27 protein-coding genes are annotated in these 22,236 nt (G+C 65.6%); 13 read left to right on the top strand and 14 right to left on the bottom strand.

What is annotated here, in order from left to right; translation table 11 throughout:
* The first annotated feature begins 141 nt into the window (after positions 1–141).
* Positions 142–906 carry an alpha/beta fold hydrolase gene (locus DMB37_RS35155; RefSeq protein ID WP_206055078.1) on the top strand — a complete coding sequence of 255 codons (765 nt, stop codon included), beginning with the start codon at positions 142–144 and terminating at the stop codon, positions 904–906.
* A 141-nt stretch (positions 907–1,047) separates the two neighbouring features.
* On the top strand, positions 1,048–1,308 hold the full coding sequence (locus DMB37_RS35150) for a hypothetical protein (RefSeq protein ID WP_135236374.1): 261 nt from the start codon (positions 1,048–1,050) through the stop codon (positions 1,306–1,308).
* Positions 1,309–1,382: 74 nt separating this feature from the next.
* On the opposite strand, the gene DMB37_RS35145 is transcribed toward DMB37_RS35150, so the two are convergent.
* Positions 1,383–1,793, bottom strand: a complete 411-nt coding sequence (locus DMB37_RS35145) for a hypothetical protein (protein WP_135236373.1) — start codon at positions 1,791–1,793, stop codon at positions 1,383–1,385.
* A gap of 292 nt (positions 1,794–2,085) precedes the next feature.
* Between DMB37_RS35145 and DMB37_RS35140 the strand changes: the two genes are divergently transcribed.
* A complete protein-coding gene (locus DMB37_RS35140; RefSeq protein ID WP_135236372.1) occupies positions 2,086–2,679 on the top strand; it encodes a DinB family protein in 594 nt (197 codons plus the stop codon).
* A 31-nt stretch (positions 2,680–2,710) separates the two neighbouring features.
* Here DMB37_RS35140 and DMB37_RS35135 read toward each other — a convergent pair whose 3' ends face one another.
* From DMB37_RS35135 to DMB37_RS35110, 6 genes are all read right to left on the bottom strand, one after another.
* Complete coding sequence (locus DMB37_RS35135; protein WP_135236371.1) at positions 2,711–3,733, bottom strand: serine/threonine protein phosphatase; 1,023 nt, start codon at positions 3,731–3,733, stop codon at positions 2,711–2,713.
* A 134-nt stretch (positions 3,734–3,867) separates the two neighbouring features.
* The gene (locus DMB37_RS35130; RefSeq protein ID WP_135236370.1) at positions 3,868–4,398 is read right to left on the bottom strand and encodes a hypothetical protein; all 531 of its coding nucleotides are present in this window, start codon (positions 4,396–4,398) and stop codon (positions 3,868–3,870) included.
* A 263-nt stretch (positions 4,399–4,661) separates the two neighbouring features.
* Positions 4,662–5,279, bottom strand: a complete 618-nt coding sequence (locus tag DMB37_RS35125; RefSeq protein WP_135236369.1) for a class I SAM-dependent methyltransferase — start codon at positions 5,277–5,279, stop codon at positions 4,662–4,664.
* A 192-nt stretch (positions 5,280–5,471) separates the two neighbouring features.
* Complete coding sequence (locus DMB37_RS35120) at positions 5,472–5,978, bottom strand: O-acetyl-ADP-ribose deacetylase (protein ID WP_135236368.1); 507 nt, start codon at positions 5,976–5,978, stop codon at positions 5,472–5,474.
* Between the two features lie 99 nt (positions 5,979–6,077).
* On the bottom strand, positions 6,078–6,491 hold the full coding sequence (locus tag DMB37_RS35115) for a hypothetical protein (RefSeq protein ID WP_135236367.1): 414 nt from the start codon (positions 6,489–6,491) through the stop codon (positions 6,078–6,080).
* 158 nt (positions 6,492–6,649) lie between these two features.
* Positions 6,650–7,069: a DUF2000 domain-containing protein gene (locus tag DMB37_RS35110; RefSeq protein ID WP_135236366.1), complete on the bottom strand. Its 420-nt coding sequence runs from the start codon at positions 7,067–7,069 to the stop codon at positions 6,650–6,652.
* Positions 7,070–7,119: 50 nt separating this feature from the next.
* On the opposite strand from DMB37_RS35110, the gene DMB37_RS35105 reads away from it, so the two are divergent.
* From DMB37_RS35105 to DMB37_RS35085, 5 genes are all read left to right on the top strand, one after another.
* A complete protein-coding gene (locus DMB37_RS35105; protein ID WP_135236365.1) occupies positions 7,120–7,938 on the top strand; it encodes an AraC family transcriptional regulator in 819 nt (272 codons plus the stop codon).
* Between the two features lie 249 nt (positions 7,939–8,187).
* Entirely contained in the window at positions 8,188–8,622 is a 435-nt protein-coding gene (locus tag DMB37_RS35100; protein WP_135236364.1) for an SRPBCC domain-containing protein, read from the top strand.
* Positions 8,609–8,953, top strand: coding sequence for a helix-turn-helix transcriptional regulator (locus tag DMB37_RS35095; protein ID WP_135236363.1), 345 nt, complete (start codon positions 8,609–8,611; stop codon positions 8,951–8,953). The genes DMB37_RS35100 and DMB37_RS35095 overlap by 14 nt, the downstream gene beginning before the upstream one ends.
* A 12-nt stretch (positions 8,954–8,965) precedes the next feature.
* Positions 8,966–9,352 carry a VOC family protein gene (locus DMB37_RS35090; protein ID WP_135236362.1) on the top strand — a complete coding sequence of 129 codons (387 nt, stop codon included), beginning with the start codon at positions 8,966–8,968 and terminating at the stop codon, positions 9,350–9,352.
* A gap of 100 nt (positions 9,353–9,452) precedes the next feature.
* On the top strand, positions 9,453–10,763 hold the full coding sequence (locus DMB37_RS35085; protein WP_135236361.1) for an FAD-binding oxidoreductase: 1,311 nt from the start codon (positions 9,453–9,455) through the stop codon (positions 10,761–10,763).
* Between the two features lie 65 nt (positions 10,764–10,828).
* Here DMB37_RS35085 and DMB37_RS35080 read toward each other — a convergent pair whose 3' ends face one another.
* The 5 genes from DMB37_RS35080 to DMB37_RS40825 all read right to left on the bottom strand — a co-directional run bounded on the left by DMB37_RS35080 (position 10,829) and on the right by DMB37_RS40825 (position 15,302).
* Positions 10,829–11,137, bottom strand: coding sequence for a hypothetical protein (locus DMB37_RS35080; RefSeq protein WP_135236360.1), 309 nt, complete (start codon positions 11,135–11,137; stop codon positions 10,829–10,831).
* A gap of 290 nt (positions 11,138–11,427) precedes the next feature.
* Positions 11,428–12,231: a DUF1460 domain-containing protein gene (locus DMB37_RS35075; protein ID WP_240771796.1), complete on the bottom strand. Its 804-nt coding sequence runs from the start codon at positions 12,229–12,231 to the stop codon at positions 11,428–11,430.
* 107 nt (positions 12,232–12,338) lie between these two features.
* Entirely contained in the window at positions 12,339–12,944 is a 606-nt protein-coding gene (locus DMB37_RS35070) for a lytic polysaccharide monooxygenase auxiliary activity family 9 protein (RefSeq protein ID WP_240771795.1), read from the bottom strand.
* Entirely contained in the window at positions 12,941–14,497 is a 1,557-nt protein-coding gene (locus DMB37_RS35065; protein WP_135236359.1) for a M1 family metallopeptidase, read from the bottom strand. Before DMB37_RS35065 ends, DMB37_RS35070 begins: the two co-directional genes overlap by 4 nt.
* A gap of 172 nt (positions 14,498–14,669) precedes the next feature.
* On the bottom strand, positions 14,670–15,302 hold the full coding sequence (locus DMB37_RS40825) for a hypothetical protein (protein WP_167769030.1): 633 nt from the start codon (positions 15,300–15,302) through the stop codon (positions 14,670–14,672).
* A 28-nt stretch (positions 15,303–15,330) separates the two neighbouring features.
* Between DMB37_RS40825 and DMB37_RS41770 the strand changes: the two genes are divergently transcribed.
* On the top strand, positions 15,331–15,453 hold the full coding sequence (locus DMB37_RS41770; RefSeq protein WP_255508330.1) for a hypothetical protein: 123 nt from the start codon (positions 15,331–15,333) through the stop codon (positions 15,451–15,453).
* Between the two features lie 637 nt (positions 15,454–16,090).
* Here DMB37_RS41770 and DMB37_RS35055 read toward each other — a convergent pair.
* On the bottom strand, positions 16,091–16,807 hold the full coding sequence (locus tag DMB37_RS35055; protein ID WP_370465260.1) for a ParB/RepB/Spo0J family partition protein: 717 nt from the start codon (positions 16,805–16,807) through the stop codon (positions 16,091–16,093).
* Positions 16,808–18,084: 1,277 nt separating this feature from the next.
* Between DMB37_RS35055 and DMB37_RS35050 the strand changes: the two genes are divergently transcribed.
* Positions 18,085–18,681: a hypothetical protein gene (locus DMB37_RS35050; RefSeq protein ID WP_135236357.1), complete on the top strand. Its 597-nt coding sequence runs from the start codon at positions 18,085–18,087 to the stop codon at positions 18,679–18,681.
* 22 nt (positions 18,682–18,703) lie between these two features.
* Here the strand turns inward: DMB37_RS35050 and DMB37_RS35045 are convergent, their stop codons facing one another.
* A complete protein-coding gene (locus tag DMB37_RS35045) occupies positions 18,704–18,850 on the bottom strand; it encodes a DUF1059 domain-containing protein (RefSeq protein ID WP_107655595.1) in 147 nt (48 codons plus the stop codon).
* Positions 18,851–19,081: 231 nt separating this feature from the next.
* Between DMB37_RS35045 and DMB37_RS35040 the strand changes: the two genes are divergently transcribed.
* The 3 genes from DMB37_RS35040 to DMB37_RS35030 all read left to right on the top strand — a co-directional run bounded on the left by DMB37_RS35040 (position 19,082) and on the right by DMB37_RS35030 (position 22,202).
* On the top strand, positions 19,082–20,329 hold the full coding sequence (locus DMB37_RS35040) for a hypothetical protein (RefSeq protein ID WP_206055077.1): 1,248 nt from the start codon (positions 19,082–19,084) through the stop codon (positions 20,327–20,329).
* A gap of 51 nt (positions 20,330–20,380) precedes the next feature.
* Entirely contained in the window at positions 20,381–20,923 is a 543-nt protein-coding gene (locus tag DMB37_RS35035; RefSeq protein WP_135236355.1) for a YaeQ family protein, read from the top strand.
* A 316-nt stretch (positions 20,924–21,239) separates the two neighbouring features.
* Positions 21,240–22,202 (top strand): ferritin-like domain-containing protein, encoded by a 963-nt coding sequence (locus DMB37_RS35030; RefSeq protein ID WP_135236354.1) that lies wholly within the window; start codon positions 21,240–21,242, stop codon positions 22,200–22,202.
* The last annotated feature ends 34 nt before the right edge of the window (positions 22,203–22,236 follow it).

The raw sequence follows: 22,236 nt of genomic DNA, 5'->3' as shown, positions 1-22,236 counted from the left end.
CACCCCGAGAACGCCGACACGAACGGGGTATGACGACGCCTCCACTCACACTTCTCCGCCACCATGTCCCGTTGATCACGGCCCCGCGGAGCCGGTGATATTCGAGTGCACCCGTGATAGGTGCCGACTAGCGTCCGGATGATGACGCTGTCCCACGACGTCGCGGGCGTCGGCCCGACACTGGTCCTGCTCCACTCGGGTGTGTGCGACCGACGGATGTGGAGTCCGCAGTGGACTCCACTCATCGATGTCGGATACCAGCTGGTGCGCTGCGATTTCCGCGGTTTCGGCCAGACTCCGACAACAGACCAGCCCTACAGCGACGCCGAAGACGTTCTCGCCCTCCTCGACCATCTCGGCATCGAACGAGCCGCACTCATCGCCTCCTCCTACGGCGGAGAGATCGCCCTCGAGATAGCGGCCCATCACCCGAACAGAACCACCGCCCTCGCCTTGCTGTGTACCGGAGTGCCCGAACACAATCCAACCCAGGACTTGCGCAGATTCATCGAACGCGAGGAAGCACTGCTCGAAGCCGGAGACATCGCCGGCGCAGTAGAACTCAACGTCGCCACCTGGCTAGGCCCCCGAGCCGACACCGAAACCCGAGAACTGGTGCGCCGCATGCAACGCCTGGCCTTCGACACCCAACTGGCCACACTTGACGACGCCCACCAGATCAAGCGCCCCATCGACCTCTCCGCAATCACCGCCCCCGCCCTGACGATCTCCGGCGCCGACGACCTCCCAGACTTCCGCCGAATCGCCGCCCGCTTACCCCGAATCCTCCCCAACGCCCACCACCTAGAACTCGCCGACTCAGGCCACCTACCCAACCTCGAGCACCCCGAAGAAACGACAGCCATCCTGATCCGCTTCCTACAGAACTCGATCCCCACTCCCTGAACGACCGCCTCCACCACCCGCAGCCAATCCGGTAATTCATCTTGTCAGATTCCCGGTTCCTTGCTACCGTCCAACTGTCAGCTATTCAACAGCTACATCCACCCACCACCCAGGTACCCGCCAACCGCCAGGAGAACCTGGATGCCCCCGACCCCGCGATACGTGACAATCCTCGAAACCGCCCTGCTCACCCTGATCGCCCTCGGCCTAGCCACCGCCCGCGTAGCAGTCCAAGCCCCAGGCGCCGCACCCACCTACCTGGTCGCTGGCGCGATCCTCGCGGCCCTAGCCGCCTTCACCGCTTTCCACGGCGCCTGCCGAGCCCCTGCGAAACCACACCCACCCCGCCCCTCCACCGAGCCCTGTTTCGGCCGCGCTCCCCGGCTGAGCTCGTTGCCATGACAGCTCAGCAAAGCCGGGCGATGTCACCGTCACCGCCTGCCTTGCGCGCCGGATGTTGATGCGCGCGAGAGGAGTCAGCGCCCGACTCTGCCCGTGAGACCTGCGATCCGAGTGTCACGATGATCGGCGGAGGTTACCGCGCAAAGGACAGAGGTGGTCGGGACCATATAGGTCTCCAGATGGCTGTTCTTCGACAGGATTTCGCTCAGCCGCTGCTCGCAATAGCCCCATGCGTCGAGCCCACCGGACGGATGGGGACTGAGGTCGGCATATTCTCCGCTGAGGATTACTTCGCCGTAATGCGGACCGGAGCAAGGCTTTACGTGCATCTGCTCATCGAATCTGGTGCTGTAGTCCCAGCAGTCGCCGACCTGAAGGTACGTATGGTCCCTGGACCCGCCGTCGTAGTAGTGCAGCACGACCGCGCCGACCGCGGCAAGGGCGAGTGCGGCAGATAGTGTGACGGCAGCGATACGCGTACGCATAGTTGATACCTCTAGATGTCCTGTGCGACAACCGAAATGGTGTCGGCTTCGGTCGCGTCACAGTTCGACGCAACAGGTAAACATCGCGGCGGCCGCGGTAGTGACGAGCTGAGCGGCTCCGCCACGGCGAGGACTCCCGCTTCCGGTGTCATGGGTCGAGATTAGCCGTTGTCCTGCCCGGCTGTCCGGGCCGACGGCAGACGAAGCCCGCCGCTACCGAGTGACGCCCGAATGCGCTGATGAGGAACGAAATCGGTAGAGCATGGGCGGGTGCCGTGGCAAGGTGCTCGGCATGACTGTCTCCAGCCCCAAGGCGGATCTGCACCGCTACCTACGGTCGGCCCGCGAAGCCATGCTGTGGAAGCTCGACGGCCTGTCCGAGTACGACGTGCGTCGTCCGATGACTCCCACCGGCACAAACCTGCTCGGCTTGGTGAAACATCTCGCCGGCGTCGAGTTCGGCTACTTCGGTGACACTTTCGCCCGTCCCTATAACGAACCCCTGGCCGAATACGACTTCGAGACCGATCCCACGGCCGACATGTGGGCCACCGCCGAACAGTCACGCGAGGACATCATCGACTTCTACCGTCGAGCCTGGGCGCACGCCGACGCCACGATCGACACCCTCGACCTCACCGCCCCAGGCTTGGTCCCGTGGTGGAACGAGGACCACCGAACCGTCACCCTGCACCAAATCCTGGTGCACGTGACCACCGAAACCCACCGGCACGCCGGACACGCCGACATCCTCCGCGAACTAATCGACGGCGCCGCAGGCATGGTCGACGGCAACGACAACATGGCCGCCAGGGACTCGACCTGGTGGCAGCAGTACCGAGCCGAGCTCGAGAAAACAGCACAACAGGCCGCCGAGCGCCGCTGACCGATGCCACGGCGAGCTCGCGAAGACGCACTCATCGACCCGAATTGCCGTGCCCAGCAGGGTATTCCGCGTAGACATCGCCGCCGAACAATCTCCAGTAGAAAGCGTTCATCCTCGCGGCGGCAGGCGCGTACCGGGTCAGGATCAGGGCCACAGCCGACGGCACATCGTCGGGGATGTATCCAGCGGCACACTGAAGTACGTACTCGTTGCGAGCGACCGGACCGCCGCTGGGCGGAGTCGGAATTCCGCACACATCGGTCACCAGCCAGTTGACCAGGCGCATGGCGGCATAGTCGGCGTCATGGGTGGTGTGGCGTTCCGCGAAGTCGCGCTCGGCGGTCGACAGGTCGAAATGCGGCGAGGTAGCGAGTCCGAAGTCGCTGAGGTAGATCAGCTCACCGTCGCTGCGGATGTTGCCGAAGTGCCCATCCATGTGCAGCAACTTCCGATCGCCGAGGAAGGTCACGATCGCTGAAAGCTGCCGCGCGACTGCCGCGGCCTCGCCGACCGGGTTCTCGCGCAGCAAGTCCGGCATGGTGTGCGGGATGTATTCGCAGAACAGCACGAGGCGCCACGATGCAGCGGCCAGCGCTTCGAGCCGCGCCCGCACGGCCGGATGGCCGCCCTGGGTAGCAACCACAGCGTCGATGTCGGCGTGTTCGGGCGCGATCGGCGGCCGGCCGGGCAGCACCCGCCAGTGGTAGAGCACCGGGAACGATTGTGCGCGGCCGGCCAAAACGCCATCGGTGACGATGATGTTCGCGGCCAGCTCACGCCATGCATTGAAGCTCGGTCCGCCGATGCCGTACTGGCAGAACATCGGCAGGTCGAACAGGTTCGCGGTGGTGCCCGGCTGAGCGAGCTCTCGATCGGTCAGCGGGATGCGCTTGACGAACACCTGTACGGCGTCGACCTCGATGACTGCCGTGCCACCGCCGACTCCCACACGGTTGGACCGGCTCGTGTCCATGAACTCGGCGAGCTCGATGTCACTGCGGGAGGCCAGAAAAGCCGACAGTCTCTGGTGGCGGTCGCTCCTGGCAGCTGTCATCGCATGATCCTGCCATTGATCGGTTGGTTGGCCGCTTGTGTGAGGCGACCGAGTGATCACGGTGGGATCCAACCGAACCCGGAGTGCGGATACGCAGCGATGCAAGGCAATTCAATTGCAGAGTGGCTTCGGGATTAGGACCGGAACACTCCCTGGCCGTCGAAGTTCATGCGTCTGATCCCGAAGCCGCCGTCGGGACATGGGAGGAGAAGGTCAGTTGATGACGGGACGACCAGGGCGGAGATGGTTTTGCCTGCCAGGGGTCCGCTGGTCACTTTGAGTGCGATTCTTATCGTCGAGAGGCTGGAGAGGTCGACGTCGAAATCTACTGTGCCGGGTTCGGTATTCATCGTGTGGCGGTTTACCCAGGTCATCGTTCCGGAACCGAAGAAACGGGTTTGTGGGCAGCCGTTGACGTTGATCGGGTCGACGGTGATGACCCACGAGACATATTGGGGGTATTGGCCGTTGGGGGATGTGCAGTTGCGGTAGGCACCCATGTAGATGCCGGTGACGGCGTTGTCCACCACCCCGAACTCTGCCTGAGTGCCTGCCTGGCAGATGAGGTCGGGAAGCGGGAGTTGCGGAAGGTCGGCGTGGCTGTGTCCGGGTTCGGCGGCGTTGATTCCGATGCCGAGGGCAACCACGGCGGCTATGGAAGCCACCCGCCGCGCCGTCCGCGTCCGGACATCGAGAGCGAGGGCGCCGCGACCGCCACGCCATGAACGAGCCATCGAACGCCTCTTTCGCGATAGTCACCAATGGAATACAGCTCGCGAGGAACACCGTGAACTCGATCCGTACCGACAACCAGGGCCAGTGCAAGAGAACTCACGTAAGACAAACATAAACCTACTTCGTCCGGTTCAACCGCAATCCACACCGGTGTTCAGCAGTTGATCTCGCGAACGGTTGGCCGGCGAGAGAGTCAATCGTTCACCCATCGCCATTGAATGGTCGACCAACGCTGCGCTTGCGGAAGCAGTTCATCTACCGCGGCGACGACACCCGGCCATGCCGACGGAATGTAGTCGTCGCCGGAAAGCCAGCCGCCAGGCCTCACTTTCGGCCGCCAAGCGGCGATGTCTGCCACCACACTGTCGTAGTCATGCCGGGCGTCGATGTGAACCCACGCGAGTGAGGCATCGGCGAACAGGGCGGCGGTGGACTCGGAATCGCCGACCACGATCAGCACTTTGTCGGCGAACCCGCACGCGATGACGTTGCGATGGAGCAGTCCGGCGAAGGTACCGCCACCGGCGGACACCGCGGTGCCGTGCGCGTTGATGCCGCGCACTCCCTCGGGTCCACTTCCGCGGCAAGTGTCGACTCCCACGACGGTGAACGGCTTACCGCTGTCAGCCACAACTTCAGCCAGGGAGCACAAACTGCGACCGAGATAGTTACCGACTTCGACGAAAGTACTGCCCTCGGGAAAATGCGCGACCGCTTCTTCCTGCGCGTCTCGCCACGTGAACCAACCGGGTATGTCCTGCCAACGCTGCACGGAAACATCGACATCAGGTTTGCCTGGATTAGACAGCATGTCCCGACGGTACGGTGCCGGCCGGGATCCTGCGGGGAACTTCGATCATGTCTACTGTCCGCAGCTGCGGAACGCTCACATCAGCCGAATTGCCTGCACCAATAGGGAATTTGAGGGCACCGGCAGTCCATTCCGAGTGCACCGCCAGGACACGCAGCTGCGGGTCCGCAGGCGATCGGCGAGCGCCGGGAATCACACCGCCGCAGCGAAGGAGTCGTACGCCTCCCGGCTGAACAGTACGAACCGCACCTCTCGCACCGCGGTGTCGGCGGCGCGCACAGTCTCGACCGCGATGCGGGCCCCGTCATCGATCGGCCAGCCGTAGATCCCGGTGGAGATGGCCGGGAACGCTACCGTCCGCGCACCCAACTCGTCTGCCACCCGCAGTGATTCGCGGTAGCAGGAGGCCAGCAGCTCCGATCGGTCGTCCTGTGCCGACCACACCGGCCCGACCGTGTGAATCACCCATCGTGCGGGCAGATTCCCACCGGTCGTCGCGACGGCCTGCCCGGTGGCCAGCCCCTTCCCGTAATGCGACGCCCGCAGGTCCCGGCACGCGGACAGGATCGCCGGACCACCCTTCCGATGAATGGCTCCGTCGACGCCCCCGCCGCCGAGCAATGACGAATTGGCTGCGTTCACCACAGCATCCACACCCTGCTCGGTGATGTCCCCGCGGACCAGCACAAGTTCGACCATGGCGCCATTGTCGCCAGTCTCAGCGACGCGACAAATCAGCACGGATATCGACGCGCAGTCTCGATGCTCGCCGCAGCCGGATCGAGTCGGGCGCCCGGCTTACCCGACGTGCAGGTCCACCGGCCCGGAATCGACCTTCCAATACTTCCTGTTCAGCTGCGCAGTACCGGTGCCCTCGGTGTAGGGCACGAGCACCGGCATCCCGTTTGACGGCTTCAGCACAACGGACCAGGTCTCGACCCGATCCGTGCATTGCAGGATCACTCCCGGCGGCGAGCTGGTCAACTGGATCGTGCCGCTGCCGTTGGTATCCATCTGGGCGGAGACGTCGAGATAGCCGATACCGCTTTCACACCGATAGGTGCCAGTGGCCTGCAAGCCGTCGAGCGACGCCGTGAGCGCGGAATTCAACGTGATGAACTCGTCCTCGGGAGCGGCACTCACCGATGTCGAGCACAGCATCGTCGTCGCGGCTCCCGCAATCACGACCAGCGCGCACCTCGTACCGAACATCGGCCGACCTCCTGACCATTCAATGCCGCGAGAAAATCGACTTCGATCGTAAGTCGGAGCCGCCCACCGTCCGGACCGATTCCCGTAATTGCCCTTCCGACCAGGAAGCGACTGCGCGACCTCACCTACCGGCCGCGCTTCGCGCCATCTCCTCCGGCTCACGGATGCATCCAGGAACCTTTGAGCGTCTTGTCAACCACGTTGCGCGGTCCGTACACGGCGATTCCGACAAGGTCGAGGTGATCGGTGCCGACCGCGCGCACCGCAGCGCGATTGTCCCGGTCGTTTCCGGTAGTGAACAGGTCGGAGGTGAACACCGCCGTGCGCAGGCCGCGGGCCAGTGCCTTGCCGTGCGCGCCGCGCAGCACCTCCTTGCCGCCCTCGAAGACGAGTACGGGCTGGCGGAACATCGGCAGGTAGAGAGTGGCGTCCGCGTCCTCGTACGGTTCCCCGATCACCTCCGGTTGCGCCGTGCCCAGGCCGCTGACCAGAAATGCCGTCACGTTCAGCCGCTGCCAGGTCGGTAGGTCCTCGCGCAGCAGTACCCCGATCTTGGTGTCGAATCGCATGTTCTCCATGCCGATGACTCTCCCGCCGTCGGGCCCGCCGAGGCTTGTACGATCCTGGCATGGTTGCCGGCAGCTCGGTCGAGCAGATCAAGGCCTGGCAGCCGCGGGTACCCGGCATCGTCGAGGTCTTTCATGCCCGCTTCATCGGACACGTCTACCCGATGCACGCCCACGATTTCTGGACGCTGCTGATCGTCGACGACGGGGTGATCCGCTACCACCTCGACCGGCACGAGCACGGCGTCCTCGGCTCGGTGGTCTCGCTGCTTCCGCCGCACGTTCCGCACAACGGCCAGGCCGCCACCGCTCAGGGGTTTCGCAAGCGTGTGTTGTACCTCGACAATCCGCAGCTGTCCGAGGCGATGATCGGTTGTGCCGTAGACACTCCCACCTTCGCCGACCCGTTGCTGCACCGCCGCATCCGCCAGCTGCACGCGACACTCGCGCGCCCCGGGGACGAGTTGGAGGCCGCCAGTCGCCTCGCGCTCGTCAATGACCGTCTCGGTGATCTGCTTCGCGGCACCGATCCGCGGTCTCGACCCCGAGATCCGGGATTGGCTCACCGCCTGCGGGAACTGCTCGATTCCCGTACCACAGAAGGCATTTCGCTCACCGAGGCAGCAGCGTCACTGCATGCCGACCCCACCCACCTCATCCGCGCGTTCAGCCGCGAGTTCGGAATGCCACCGCACCAGTACCTGATCTCGCGCCGGGTCGATCGTGCCCGTCCGCTGCTACTGAGCGGCATGCCTGCCCGAGATGTGGCCGCCGCCACCGGTTTTCACGATCAGCCGCACCTGATCCGGCACTTCAAACGCATTCTGGGCACGACGCCCGGACAGTACGCACGCAGCGCAGACAGCTCGACGCTCGACTGAACCAGCCTCCAGCAGTTGCACTGCCGGCGTCCTCGGTACACCCACACAACCGGGGCACGCCAGTGGACGAGATCCGCTGCGGCTCAGCACATCCCGCTATGGGACGCAGCCAACCAGCGCTGCCGAGCCCAGTCGAAGATGCTGGACATGGATCGACCCGGTCCTCCACGAGGTCAGACTCCCCTTGTCGCAACCAAGTGGTTGCGATAACCTATGGCAACCAATTGGTTGCCATACTTGGAGGCCCCGTTGCCCGTACCCGATCGCATCGAGCGCGATCTCGAACTACCCCACCCACCCGAGAAGGTGTGGCATGCCCTGACCACCTCAGAAGGTCTCGGAAGCTGGTTCGGTTCCCGCGCCGAAGTCGATGACCTACGCCCCGGCGGCACAGTGCGGATGTGGTGGCACGAGGACGGTCCTTACACACTGCGGATCCAGCTCGTCGATCCGCACAGCAGGTTCGTGTTCACCTGGCCGATCGAAGGGCTACCGCCCAGCGATCCCCGCCACACACAGGTGGAATTCACCCTGCAACCAACACCTACCGGCACCCGGCTCACGGTGGTGGAAACCGGCTTCGCGCAACTGCCTGCCGACCTCACCGAAGCCTACGAAGGCAACGTCAAGGGCTGGGCGATGGAACTGGCCGAACTCGCCGAGTATCTCGATGCCGTCGCCTGACCAGCCCGACGCCGAGCTGATAGCGCAGGCGGTATTCACCGCGCTGGCCGACCCGACGCGCCGCAGCATCCTCGCCCAACTCGCCGAACTCGGTCCAGCGACGGCAACCGACCTGGCAGACCGGTTGCCGATCTCCCGTCAGGCGATCGCCAAACACCTCACCCTGCTGACCGAGGCCGGACTCGTCCACGCCACACCGGGCGAGCGACGCCGGATCAAATATCGCCTGCAAACCCAGCCCATGACCGTGGCTCAGTCCTTTCTCGCCGCACTCGCCCACCGCTGGGACGGGCGCCTGAACGCGCTGCGCGACCACCTCGATCAGACCTAGGAGAACCGAACAATGACCCCCACATTCCGCGGTGGACACAACATCGCCATGAAACTTCCCAAAGCACAGTTCGACCGGACCGTCGCTTTCTACCGAGACACACTGGGCATGGAAGTCACCGACAACAGTGGCGAAGCCGTCGCCGAGGGCGTCATGCAGAGCGCCGCCATACAATTCGGGCCCGTCACGCTGTGGCTCGACCGTGTCGACAACTACGCCAGGGCCGACCTCTGGCTGGAACTGCTCACCGACGACGTCGACCGCGCAACCAAGCACCTCGCCGCCCACGGAGTCCCCGTGCAGGACGAACTCGAACCACTTCCCTCGACCATGCACGCGCACTGGATCAGCAACCCCGTCGGCATCCCGCATATCGTCCGCCTCCGCGACCACGGTTGAGCCGGATCGGGCGCTTCGTCCGCTGTGTCACACTTGCTCGGCCTACGTCGTCATCCAGATAGCAATGACGAGGCAACAAGAGCGAATAAGGACAGAAGTCATGGGCATCGAGGAATTGCGCGCCGTAACCCGCGGAAACGTTGTGCTACCGGGCGATTCGACGTTCGAAGCGGCAGCCCGGCCGTGGAATGTGGCGGTGGCGCAGTCGGTAGCCGCGGTGGTCGAAGTCGCCGACGCGCAGGACATCGCGAAAGTGCTGCAATACGCCGGTGTTTCGGGCCGACGGGTGGTGACCCAGCCCACCGGGCACGGCGCGACCGGGGATATCGATGAGTCGATTCTGGTGCGGACCGGCGCCCTGAACCATCTCGAGATCGATGCCGGGCAACGGGTGGCGCGGGTCGGCACCGGCGTGCAGTGGGGAGCGGTGCAAACCGCGGCCGCCGCACACGGCCTCACCGGGCTAGCGGGTAGCAATCCCGTGGTCGGCGTGACCGGGTACACGCTCGGCGGCGGATTCGGTTGGTTCGCACGCAAATACGGCTGGGCGGCGGACGCCGTGCGCGCGTTGCGCATCGTCGACGCCACCGGCCGTCAGCAGCGCGTCACCGCCGATTCGGACCCGGAGCTGTTCTGGGCCTTGCGCGGCGGCGGTGGCGATTTCGCGATCGTCACTGAGATCGAGTTCGACCTGTTTCCGCTGCCGCAGCTGTACGGCGGCCGGGTGATGTGGTCGGCCGACCGCACCCGCGAGGCCTTCGACCTCTTCACCGAACTCACCACCGACGCACCCCGGGAACTGTCGGTGTGGTTGCAGCGCTACCAAATTCCCGGTGCCGCACCGACCGTTGCCATCGATTTCGCCTACCTCGGCGGTGCCGCGGCGGGCCGCGAGCTCACCGCGCGCCTCGACACGATCGACGGCATACTCGCCGACACCCGAGGCGTCCTGACACCGGCCCAGATCGGCCAGATCACCGCCGAACCCACCGATCCCAGCCCGTCCCTGTCCCGCGGCGAACTGCTCACCGATCTCGATGACGCAGTGATCAAGACCCTTATCGACGCCCCGGTAGCGCCCCTGCTCAACATCCAAATCCGCGGCCTCGGTGGCGCATTGGTGGAGACACGTCCCGACGGCGGCGCGCGCGGCCCCATCACCGAGCCCTACGCGGTATACATGCTCGGGCTCGGACTGCCGCATCTGCTCGACGACATCCGGACCAGGTTCACCGACATCCTCGGCGCGCTCGGCACCCACATCACCGGAGCCAAGCCGTACACATTCCTGGCGCCCGGCGAGTCGGCCTCAGTGGCGTTCGACCCAGCGACGCTGGCGCGGCTGCGGCAAATCAAACAGGACCGCGACCCTGCCGGCGTCATCCGGGCCAACTTCCCGGTCCACGGCTGAGCGCAGGTGCCGGCGAAAGACCAACGGCCCGAGGAAACCTCGGGCCGTTGGATGGCACGTCCACGCTAGGAGGACAGCAGGTGTTGCGGGCAGTAGAGGAGGACGCTGACTTCGGTGTCGGTTACACCCAGATGTCCCACACCGATCGAGGGATAGCGGCGATCGATGGCAATGAGCCTGGCTTTGTCGCCGGGTACCCGGTAATCCAGAATTCCGCAGATCAGACGCGACGAATCGACATCGTCCTGCTTGAAGTCGGGTGACCAATCCTGATGGTCCATCAGGAAGAACTTCAGTTCGTCTTGCGGAGTGAATGCGTTGGCGGCCCCGGCCCCCATCGTGACTCCGACCGCCGCCATCGCGGTGGCGACCACTGTCTTCAGCATGTGTACCTCGAGAGTTGCGACACGAGAGTGTCTGTGACGCACGGATATTGCCCTGGCTCCAGCCCCCGACCGGAGGTCGCTCACGCTACCGGAGAGCAGCGGCGGAACACCACCGCCGCAGGGCAAACGCCGTCACGGCCGCCCGGCACCCGGTGCCGGAAACGCCTCCACCTATCCGATGGGCTCCGACGGCTCTTCACCCCAGTTCTGGCCTACGACATACAATTTCGATTCTGCCCTACGGCTGCGCGCGCAGGCGAAGGCTTCACGATCGAGCTCTACTGAGCGCGGTACACGACGATCCCCGGAACCGACCGCAGATATTCGGCCAGCGGCGAGTCGACCACCTTGTTGTTCGCCGCGAGCGAGGACGCGTTCCGGAAGACCGGCCCCTCGGCGGTTTGCACGAAGATCCCGACGTGCGTGACGTCCAGCCCCGCCTGGTCGGTATAGGCACCGAGGTAGTCGCCGGTGCGCAGACCACCGATGACGTTGTCGTCCACCGCCACGCTGGGCAGGTAGGTCACGGCCCGATCGACCACCGGCAACCCGGGCAGATAGTTCCCGCCGTCGGCCTTGGCGTTGAGGTGCTTGGCGACGGTGACCGCAGCGGTACTCAGCGCATCGGTGACGTCGGTGGCGGCGATCCGCGGCGTGCTCACCCAGTCGCTGAAGAAATGCTTGCGCTGCCGGAAATCGACGCGCCCCTCGGCATACCGGGTGTCCACCAGATTCGCGACGAACTGATCCCGGTCGGTGGACCTGCTCAGCGCTTCGACGTAGTCGAGATAGGTGAAGCAGTCCACGCGGCGGAAGTCGATGACGAGTTGCTCGGGCTGGGTCGCCGAGCCGACGAGCATGTCGGCGCCGTACGGCGTGCCGAGGAACTGGCGCGACAACAACTCGACGAGCTCGCCTTTGCTCTGCCCAGCACCCGCGCGCGACGCCAGCAACGCGTCGATCCTGCCCGCGGTGACGTCGTCGATGTGCACCGCGGGCGCACCGACCGCCGCGGGCACCATCGATGCGGTGCCACCCACGAGCACCAGCAGGACGAGCAACACGCGAGCGATGGTCCGCACAAAGCCTCCAACATCCGTCGACACAGCCCCCACGGTAACCCGGCGGTCGCTCTGCCGGGTGCGCCAGCGCATGACGGTGGGCTGTCGCAGCCCCCTCGACACGATCGTCAGGCCACTATCTGCGCCCGCTTCTTGCTGACGCCCTTGATACCGACCGGCGTCACGGTGCCGGAACCGATGTGCAGATCCACGCACGAGTAGAACGCGCTGGTCGTGTCCGCGACGTTCCAGATGCCGAGCAACTTCTGCGGCCCGGTGAAGGTGCCGAGGTGCACCGTGTGGGTGACGGTTCGCCCGCTCGGCGGCTGGTTCTTGCCATCGATCACCGCGACCCGGGTATCGCCGATCCAGTACTCGTAATTCTGAGTCCGGTGCAAGGCGGTGAGGGTCCAGGTGAACGTCACCGTGCTGCTGGTGTGGTGCACCTGCCACGGCTTGCTGTCGTCATCCAGATCCGCCCAGCGCCCGTCACCGCCGCTGCAACTGCGTTGCCCCGGTGGCCCCTGCACATTCTGCGGCTCGTATTTGACGGGGCCACACGGCAACAGACTTTGCGCACACTGCACCTGACGGCCGGCCGGCGCGGAGAGGTAGCCGTACGCGTCAGCCGGTGCCGCGTGCAGGGCGGCGACGATGAACGGTGCGATGGTGGCCGCAGCGACGACGGACAGCATGCGCTGCTGCAGCGCCCGGGTCAGCGAGGCTGCCGTCATTTCCGGTCCCCGCGCCCGAACGGCCACGGCTCGATATCCCGCTCGTCCGGGCTGCCCTGCATGTTCTGGTTGGTGAGGCTGCCGGGGTAGAGGTATTCGCTGGCGGGCCGTTTCCTTCCGTTGAGCCAAGCATCGAAGAACCCGTCCAGCTTCTTGGTGGTGCGGGATTGGATGAACTGACGGAACTCGGGAATCGACGCGTTGCCGTTCTTGTGCTTCTGCGCGAAATCGCGGACGGCGGTGAGGAATACGTCGTCGCCGATGTTGCGCCGCAACGCGTGCAGGAACAGTGGGCCGCGGGAGTACACGGTGGTGAACTCCTTGCCCTTGCCGGGATCGTAGAGCGGTGTCGACCAGACGCCCTGCTGGTCGGCGCTCGCGAGCGCCCGCCGGTAGAGCTGGTCGGCGTTGCGGCCCTGCACCCGCTCCGGGTACAGGATGTCGGCGGTGTAGCTGGCGAAGCACTCGTTCAAGCAGATGTCGCGCCAGTCCTTGATCGATACCGAATCGCCCCACCACTGATGGGCGTTCTCATGGATGACCGTGTTCAGGTCCGTCCACGGCGCGTAGATCGGCCGAGTCTGCGTCTCCAGCGAGAACTGCAGATTGGTGTCCACGTAGATGCCGCCGCCGGATTCGAGCGGATACGGGCCGTACAGCTGTTCGGCGAAGGCGATCACGCCGGGCAGCTTCTTCTCCAGCTCCCGCTTCTGCTGGGCGCCACCCGGTGCGAAGAAGCTCTCCAACGGCGTACTCCCGGCCTGCTGCGTCAAGCGCGTGAACTTGTCGATCGCGATGGTCGTCAGGTACCCGATGATCGGATCCTTGGCCTCCCAAGTGACGGTGTGCTTTCCGGTGCCCGCGGGGACATCGGACGCGCGGACCCCGTTCGATGCCACATCCCAACCGGTGGGCACGGTTGCCCGGACGGTGAAGGTCACCTTGTCCAGCGGTGTGTCGTTGAGCGGGTACCACGTTGTCGCCGAATGCGGTTCACCCGCCGCGAAGGCGCCACCGGACGGCGAATAGGTCCAACCGTTGCCCTTGGTGTCCGGCACTGTGCCCGCGTAGTCGACGACGACGGTGAACGGCTGCCCCAGCGGCAGTGCCGCCGCCGGGGTCACGACGAGCTCGTGCTCGCCGGACTTCTGGAAGCGGGCGGGCTGACCGTTCACGGCGACGGATCCGACTGCGGGACCGGCATAGTCGAGGTTGAACCGGGACAGATTCTGGGTGGCCTTCGCCGTGATAGTGGCCTTGCCTTTGAGATTGTGGGTCGGCGGGTTGTAGTCGATGGCGACGTCGTAGTGGGTCGCGTCGTAGCCGCCGTTGCCGTCCTTCGGGTAGTACGGATCGCCGAGTCCGTCGGCGCCCGGGGTCGGGTCGGCCGCGCTCGCGGCCGACCCGTTCGGCGTATCCGGCGGCGGAGCGGCCACCGCGGCGACGCCCGCGGTGAGGCTCAATGCGAGGGCCAAGGCCGACACGGCGACCGGACGCGATCTCAGCGCGGCCGGGACCGGCACGTGCGTCTCTCGCCAGTGGTGAATTCTCATGGGAGCCAACCTTTTCTAAGCGATCCGGCGGACCTCGGCCATGGCGATGCTCGATCGGATCTGTCATCGACTGCGGGAAATGCCGACTCGGCAATCCGCAGGTACTGCCGGCGCACCGCGACCTACTGGGCGCCCAACCCTCGGAAGGTGACGAGCTGCTGTGCGGCACCGTTCAGCGACGGGGTCTGCCCTCGGGCTTCGACCCGGTTTCGTGCCAGCTGTCCAGCACACGGCCGGTGTTGTTGGCATCGATGAACAGGACCCACTGCGCGGACTGATCGCCTTGCGTGCCTGCGCGTTTGATCGCGACCTTGTACGCGGGCACCGCCACGCTGGGGGCACCGTCCTTGGCGGCCAGCTTCGGGTCGTACCACATGGCGGCCGTCGCGAAGACGGCGAACTTGCCTCGCGGCTGCTTGGTCTCCTGAGCCAGCGCGCGCACCGCGGTGTCCGCCACTGTCGCGGGCGGTGTGGTGGCGCCGGTCGGATACTTGCCCTGCGTCTGCTGCGACAACGCGCCACTCGCCGAGACGAGCGAGCCGTCGGCGGCCAGTGACTGCGCCACCTTCGCGCCGTAGACCGGCACCGCGTCGATTTCCTGCCGCAGCTCGACGGTGGCGCCTCGGCCGACCTGGGATGCCTTGTCCACGACCAGGTTGCCGATCGATTCGGCGCCGAAGACCCGTTGCACGCTCGGCGCCTGGGCCTGGGCGATCGCCTGCGCCTCGGACGGCACGCCCGCCGGCTTCGGCAGCGGGTTCTTGAAGATCACCTGCATGGCGATTCCGTCGGGATCGGTGAACACGTTCTTCGGGATGGTGGGGAGATCGAAAATGCCTGGGGCCGTGGTCGGCGAGGGGCTGGTGGTCGACGGCGCGATGGTGGTCGACGGGCTGGTGGTCGACGTCGGCGCAGTAGTGGTGGTCGTCGTCGGATCGGTGGTCGTGGACGAGTAGGTCGTCGTCGGCTCGATCGTCGTCGTCGGTTCTGTCGTCGTCGTGGTGGGCTCGATCGTCGTGGTCGGGCCGGACGGTGACGGTGGAGTCGTGGGGGCCGACGTCGAAGGAGTGGTCGTCGGCGTGGTTGACGAAGGCTGGGCGAAGGCACCGGAGCTGGTTGTGAAAACCGTTGCCGCTAAAACGAACACCGCGGTAGCACTGACGCGAGCCGCCCTTCGATGTGGGTATTTCATATTCAAGTAGAACCACACCGCGGGCGATAGATTCGACTGGGGAGTTACTGGGGAGTTCGTATCACGAGTTGATTAAGTTCCCCGAAAGCACTATTCGGTGCGATGTACCGCACTTGCGCTCGGACAACGCCACTTTCGGCGCATGTGCGCCGAAATACTGTGTCATCGAGCGCGGTTGACGCCATGCGGACACTACTGTGCGACGGCGTCGCCCGCCGGACCTTCGGCGCCACGTTCGACCCGGCACGGGTGCGCACCGGCGCTCCGTACCGAATAGCGTTCGATGCCGACCGCACCGGTACAGCGAGCGGTATCGCGGCGCCGAAGGATCGCCGGTGCGTGACCTGCGGATAATTGTCGATTCGCAAGTCACGCACCGTATCCCGAGGTAAAATGCACCATCATTTCGCCTGCAGCCGATCGCCGATTCGGGTGGCGAAGTCCTGCCAGTTGGCCGCGTTCTGCCGAGCCATATCGAGCACGAGATTCAGGCAGTGTTCCGGGATCCGATCCGCGAGATCGAGCGACTGCGTCGGCGTGCGCGGACTGGCGTCCAGCCAGCGCAATACCGTCCGGCCCGTCTCGGTGAGCCGCAGCGACGGATCGCGGCGCAGGCTCTGCAATACCGAGGAGGGGCAAACCCGCTCCGGCGGTGCCGGATCGGGCGTCAACGGCGCACCCTCGGTACCGTCGCAGGACTTTTTCCGGCGCTGGTGTTCGACGTCCGGTCGGCGCACTCGGCGCATCCGGCCGTCGCGGCCTAATCGATGCCTCGTCTGGGGAACATCCCCAGACGACTGCCTGCGCACCGCACCGACCGTCTTGTGGTCCAGCCCCGCCACCTCGGCGACCTTGCGATCCGACCACAGCGGATACATCCGCATGATGCGCAGCGAGGCGGCTTTGCGATCGAGGATCGACAACGGCAGGCCGTGCGCGATGTTGGCCTGGACGGCGAGCACGAACGCCTCTTCCTCGGTGCCGTCGAAGAACTGTGCCCGGATGACGTTGGCCCCCTTCAGTTTCGCGGCTTTCAGACGGTGTACACCGTCGATCAGCCGCATGGTTTCTCGGTGGACCAGGATCGGCGGCAGTTCCGCCTCCGTCGCTGCCAGCACTTGGGTATGTGCAGAGTCTTCAGCACGCACACGCAGTGCGCCACTGATGTCTATCGACTCGATAGGAATCTCGATGACTACGTCGGCAACTCCGACTCTCGCATCGTCGTCCACGTTCAACCTGTGTTCACTCACGGCGGTACTCCTGCGTCGAAGCCGAGATCATTCCGTAGCACACTTCGCCCCGCCGCCAGTACCGATCCGAACCGCCACAACAAGCCGGGACGAATCGATGCGGAAGGCACGTCGCTGTGCCGTGTCTGCGGTGACTAACTAGCGCGGACAGCAATATTTCACATTGGCAGAGTTCCAGCAACGATACGGTGTCGAAACGCCCCTGCATTCGCAATCTGCGGATCGCCAGCGTGATTCGCGGCGTTATTTGTGAATGGTGTTAACCTCGCGGCCCGGTTCGCCGACTTCCGGAAACATTTCGGAAACTACCAGTTCCAGCCCGGAACGGGCGTCGGCGTGGATACGCTCGAGAGTTGGACTTCTACATCGGCGAAGAAGCCGACAACGGACATCCTTGTACGCCACCATATATGGTGAAACCGATTTTCTGCACACGATGACCACCCCCGGCGTCGCGGCGACAATAATTCTGAACACGATGACCACTCCGGCCGCCGCGCCGACAACACGGAGAATGCTGAGCCATTCGAATCGGGACACAATGAACCGGCGGTATTCCCTATCCCCGGAATAACCGCTCGACCTACACCTCGTGCCGCGGGCACACCAATGCGGAGTTCGTGTTCAAGTCCCCTCTCGCACACGAAGAACAAGGCGGGTTCCGCCTTGTTCCGAACGATTTCACCCGAGGAACTCATCTGCCCGAACATCCCTCGTGTCCGATCCATCCTATCATCGGACCCCCCTCCCAGCAGCGCGACGGACGAAAATCGCAGGTCTGTCCACTGTACGAGATTCCATATAGCAGTGCATGTTTCGGTGATATAGGGGAGGTGTTGGGCGCGACGGTGGCAGAAGTTCTGTTGCCGACTTCGTGCCGGTTTCCGGGCGCCCGGCCGCGCGGCCCGCAGGCGGCCTCCTTGTGACACCACTGCGCGCTGGCCTGATCGGACACGTCAACGGTGCGGTGGCCCGGTCGCCGGATCGCCTTCCACCGAAGCGCTTTCGCGGACGACTACCCTAGCGCTCCCCTGAGACGGCCGCCCCGAGCGATGCGGAATCACCCCTAGCTCCCCGGTACCGCCGCGAAATAGCGCTGCGGCGTGATGCCGTGCCGCACCGCCGATTTCTATGGTCAGGACATGCTCAACGTCGAACCGGAATCACTCGCTCCCAACGCATCCGCCCAGCGCCGCATGCGTCCCACCTGCACTCGACTGCGCGGCGGATTGACCCTCGCCGTGGCCGCGGTCGCCACCGCGGGCCTGGTCGGCGCGGCGACAGGCAGTGCCGCCGCCGGACCCGCGGCCGCCGCTGCCACGCCCGCCGCCGACTGCCTGTGGGCAGGCGCCGGCCATGCGCAGGGCACGACCGTCGTGGCCGGTGGCCGCGCTTTCACCTGTGCGACAGATCAACTCGGTGCGCCACGCTGGGTTCGCGGGGCGGCCCGCGGCACGCCGAGCACCGTGGCCAACCCCGGGGCTCGCACCGACCCGGCCGGGACTTTCAGCGCCGGAGCGCAGCAACCGGGCACCGAGTACAACGACTATTGCGTGGGCACCCAGCTCGTCGGTGGTAGCGAGTCGGTGTACGAGGTGGTTTCCGACGGGGGTGCGCTGCGATGGAAGGCGGCGGGCCCGATCTCCCAGTGGACCTTCCCCGCCGGCACCGGACCGGTGCCGACCACTCGCTCGGCGAGCCTGTGCCTGCCGGACCCGGTGAGCTGGCCGCGTAACTGAGCGGGGCCGCCTGCTCGGTGAATCAGTAAGCGATGAACAAGATCTCGTCGCGCGAGTACTCGTGCCCGGGATGATTCTCGGCCAGATGGGCCTGCGTCTTGGCCACCAGGTCGTCCTCGTCGGTCCCGACGATGGCTTCTCCGCAGGGGCAGTTCAGGTTTCGCTTCATCGACTGTCCTTTCCTCTCGATCGACAAGTCTAGGCTGGCGAGTACGCAGACCCGACGCGGCATTGGGTCGCGCTCGTGACAGCGCCGGTGGTCCTCGGCGCAAGAAATAGACCGTTCGGGGTATACCCCTACACATCTCGGGGTACGCCGACTCGGCCGTCGGGCTGACGCGCGCGCAACGGAACCTTTGCCATCATGACGTCGAGCCGACCGTCGAGGAGGACCCACAAAGTGTCCACATTGCGCGGTTGCGCGCTGGCACTGGCCGCGGCGCTGGCCGCAACCATCGCGCTGTCCGCATGCGAACAGTCCGCACCCGAGACGACCGGTACGGCGGCCAAGATCACCTTGCCGCCGCTCAGCGGCCGCTATCCGGTGGGCACGGTCGACCTGCATCTGGTGGACTCGCGCCAGGATCCGTGGCATCCGGCCGACAAGCGGGAGCTGATGGTCACCGTGACCTACCCGGCGCAACGCACGGGCGACCGCGCCCCATGGATGTCACCTGCGGTGGCGGACGCGGTCGACCGGCTCGCGTCCGACGCGCCCACACTCGGTCTGTCGCCGGGCACCGTCGATTGGGGTGGCACCAAGCGCCAGGCGAGCACCGGGGTGGAGGTCGACCGCGTCGGCGGCGCCTGGCCGGTCGTGCTGTTCTCGCACGGGTTCGGCGTGGTGCGCGAACTCAATTCGGTCCGCACCGACGATCTGGCCAGCCACGGTTACGTCGTCGTGTCCATCTCCCACACCTACGACGCGAAAGTCGTCGAGTTCCCCGGCGGACGCATGCTCAGCAGTGATGCCAAGCCGGATCCGCAGTACCTCGCGACCTCGATCGATGCGCGCGTGGCCGACACCGGGTTCGTGCTCGACCAGCTGAGCCGCCTGGCCCGAGGGGCGAATCCGGATACCGAAAACCGCACGCTACCAGCGGGGTTGGCGGAGGCGCTCGACCTGTCGAAGGTAGGCATGTTCGGTCACTCGCTGGGCGGCTACACGGCGGGCGAAGCGATGTTCCGCGATCCACGCATCGGCGCGGGGATCAACCTCGACGGCAGCATGGGCGTCGGCAAGCTCGGCGAGGTCGTGCGCCACGGCGTGGATCGGCCGTTCATGCTGGTCGGCGCCGACGGTGTGCACCCGGAGACGAAGCGTGAGTTCGAGCATTCGCACGTGGACGACATGGATCCGAGCTGGCGCGAGTTCTGGACCAATCAGCATGGCTGGAAACGGGATCTGCACTTCGACGGCGCCGCGCACAACAGCTTCACCGATTTGCAGGTCGCGGTGCCACAGTGTGCCAGCCTGCTGTCGCCGGAGACCCGGCAGCGCGAAGTCGGCACCATCCATCCGGCCCGGTCGGTGAGCGCGCAGCAGGACTACATCGCGGCCTTCTTCGACCTGCACCTGAAAGGCCTCCCCAGCGACCTGTTCGACGGGAACGATCCGCGCCACCCCGACACCCGGTTCATCCCCTGACCAGCGCCGCCGACCGGGCGGGTATCGGGGCTCACCTAAGCTCCTGGACTTATGGCCCTTCCCGCAACACTGCACAACTTCGCCGTCCAACTGGCCGACGTCGACCGCGACGTGTACCAGGACCTGGAGTTGCGGATCGCGCGCCACCCGTCCGAGACCGCCGAGTTCATGGTGACCCGCCTGCTCGCCTACTGCCTCGAATACCAGGACGGTATCGCCTTCAGCGAGGGTGGCGTCTCGTCCACCGACGAGCCCGCAGTTGTGGTGCGCGACCTCACCGGCCGCCTCACCGCCTGGATCGAGGTCGGCGCGCCCGACGCGGAACGTCTGCACCGCGGCAGCAAACTCGCTGGCCGCGCCGCCGTCTACACCCATCGCGACCCGGCCAAGGTGCTGGCCCAACTCGCAGGCAAACGCATCCATCGCGCCGAAGCCATCCCCCTCTACAGCTTCGACCGCGCCTTCATCGACGCCGCCGTCGCCGCGGTGGACCGTCGCAACACCGCAACCCTGTCGATCACCGAACGCTCCCTGTACCTGGACCTCAACGGCACCAACCTCACGTCCTCGGTCACCGAACACGCACTCGGCTGATCCCTACAGTCGCAGTGACCCGAGTACGCGCGGATCGACAAGCTGATCTCCGGTAACCGTTTGCCATGGTTCGGGGTCGGGCGCTAGCCGTTCGAACGTCACCGCACAGTGGGGATTTCAGACAATTGCGGGCTGCTTGCCAGGCAGTGGCTGATGGGCACTTGCAGATGCATTGCTGACCCGATGACCGGGGAATATCGGGCCTGTGCGGTCGAAATCACTTGTAGCCCAATGTTTTGGGTGGGCGTGTGGGGTATTCGGGTAGTGGTGCAACGTCGCGCCGCCCAGCAGCGTCAATGTTAAGGACGAGATCTTCATGAGCACACGCGACATCACTACCTTGCTGGCGCAGTTACGCGCCGTCCGCGATCTGACCAACACCGAAATCCAGGTGGCGGAGACCCGTATCGCGCAGGCGCGAACGGAGGCGGTGCGCCGCGAGTTGTCCGAGAACGCCGACAACGCCCGCGCCCGCGCCGAGGCCATCGAGTCCGCCATCCGCGAACTCGGAGGTGTCCCCGCGGTGATCGGCCCGTTCATCGGCCGGGCCGCCGCTGCGGTCAAGACCATGGGCGAACAGGCCCAGCCGTTCGACGAAGCCTTGCTCGGCGACCTCAACCTCGAGCACCAGCTCCTTGATCGGGCCCGCTACATCAAGGCCCTCGCTACCACCGCCCAGCGCACCGACGTGGTGGTGTTGGCCGAGCGTTTGATCACCGCGCACTCGGCGACCGTCACCTGGCTGACCACCGTACTGGCCGAGGAAGCCCTCGGCGGTCCGGCGGCACTGCGCCGCACCCCGCTCCAGGCGGCCAGCGGAACCGTGGTCAAGCTGGCCACCATCCCGGTCACCTGGTCCGCCCGCGGCCTGGACCGGGCGCTGGACACCTTCCGTTCCGCCCCGCCCGCGCTCAGCGAGTTGCTGGCCCGGGGTGCGCGCGTGGGCGATGTCGCGGTGAAAACCTTCACCGCCTCGCGTGACGCTGCCCTGGAAACCGCCGAGCAGGTCACCCGCCGCGAAGGTGCGGACGGCACCGCCGACACCCTGCACTCGTTCCGCACGGCCACCGGCGTCCTCGAATCTCGTGAGCTGCCCATCGGCGACTACGACGATTTGAACGTCAGCCAGGCGGTCGCGGCGATCAAGGAACTGACCGACCCCGCCGACGTGCGCGCGGTGATCGCGTACGAGGAAACGAACAAGAACCGGCATGGTGTCGTCTCGGCCGCCCAGACGCGGCTCGCGGCGATCGCCCAGGACGTCACCGGTCTCAACTGAGTCCTGCCCCGCTGGACGGCCCCGTACTCGATGG

The sequence above is a fragment of the Nocardia sp. CS682 genome, assembly GCF_004634405.1.
In the GTDB taxonomy this organism is placed as follows: domain Bacteria; phylum Actinomycetota; class Actinomycetes; order Mycobacteriales; family Mycobacteriaceae; genus Nocardia; species Nocardia ninae.
The sequence above is the reverse complement of the archived record's forward strand: the minus strand, read 5'-3'. Positions and strand labels throughout refer to the sequence as shown.

Coding starts and splice junctions, on each gene's coding strand:
- DMB37_RS35125 (WP_135236369.1), bottom strand. CDS start 5,279: ATGCTGTCTAATCCAGGCAAACCTGATGTCGATGTTTCCGTGCAGCGT.
- DMB37_RS35045 (WP_107655595.1), bottom strand. CDS start 18,850: ATGAAGCGAAACCTGAACTGCCCCTGCGGAGAAGCCATCGTCGGGACC.
- DMB37_RS35085 (WP_135236361.1), top strand. CDS start 9,453: ATGGGCATCGAGGAATTGCGCGCCGTAACCCGCGGAAACGTTGTGCTA.
- DMB37_RS35120 (WP_135236368.1), bottom strand. CDS start 5,978: ATGGTCGAACTTGTGCTGGTCCGCGGGGACATCACCGAGCAGGGTGTG.
- DMB37_RS41770 (WP_255508330.1), top strand. CDS start 15,331: ATGCCTGGGGCCGTGGTCGGCGAGGGGCTGGTGGTCGACGGCGCGATG.
- DMB37_RS35095 (WP_135236363.1), top strand. CDS start 8,609: ATGCCGTCGCCTGACCAGCCCGACGCCGAGCTGATAGCGCAGGCGGTA.
- DMB37_RS35070 (WP_240771795.1), bottom strand. CDS start 12,944: ATGACGGCAGCCTCGCTGACCCGGGCGCTGCAGCAGCGCATGCTGTCC.
- DMB37_RS35115 (WP_135236367.1), bottom strand. CDS start 6,491: ATGTTCGGTACGAGGTGCGCGCTGGTCGTGATTGCGGGAGCCGCGACG.
- DMB37_RS35145 (WP_135236373.1), bottom strand. CDS start 1,793: ATGCGTACGCGTATCGCTGCCGTCACACTATCTGCCGCACTCGCCCTT.
- DMB37_RS35135 (WP_135236371.1), bottom strand. CDS start 3,733: ATGACAGCTGCCAGGAGCGACCGCCACCAGAGACTGTCGGCTTTTCTG.
- DMB37_RS35150 (WP_135236374.1), top strand. CDS start 1,048: ATGCCCCCGACCCCGCGATACGTGACAATCCTCGAAACCGCCCTGCTC.
- DMB37_RS35105 (WP_135236365.1), top strand. CDS start 7,120: ATGGTTGCCGGCAGCTCGGTCGAGCAGATCAAGGCCTGGCAGCCGCGG.
- DMB37_RS35030 (WP_135236354.1), top strand. CDS start 21,240: ATGAGCACACGCGACATCACTACCTTGCTGGCGCAGTTACGCGCCGTC.
- DMB37_RS35110 (WP_135236366.1), bottom strand. CDS start 7,069: ATGGAGAACATGCGATTCGACACCAAGATCGGGGTACTGCTGCGCGAG.
- DMB37_RS35140 (WP_135236372.1), top strand. CDS start 2,086: ATGACTGTCTCCAGCCCCAAGGCGGATCTGCACCGCTACCTACGGTCG.
- DMB37_RS35050 (WP_135236357.1), top strand. CDS start 18,085: ATGCTCAACGTCGAACCGGAATCACTCGCTCCCAACGCATCCGCCCAG.
- DMB37_RS35035 (WP_135236355.1), top strand. CDS start 20,381: ATGGCCCTTCCCGCAACACTGCACAACTTCGCCGTCCAACTGGCCGAC.
- DMB37_RS35090 (WP_135236362.1), top strand. CDS start 8,966: ATGACCCCCACATTCCGCGGTGGACACAACATCGCCATGAAACTTCCC.
- DMB37_RS35155 (WP_206055078.1), top strand. CDS start 142: ATGACGCTGTCCCACGACGTCGCGGGCGTCGGCCCGACACTGGTCCTG.
- DMB37_RS35065 (WP_135236359.1), bottom strand. CDS start 14,497: ATGAGAATTCACCACTGGCGAGAGACGCACGTGCCGGTCCCGGCCGCG.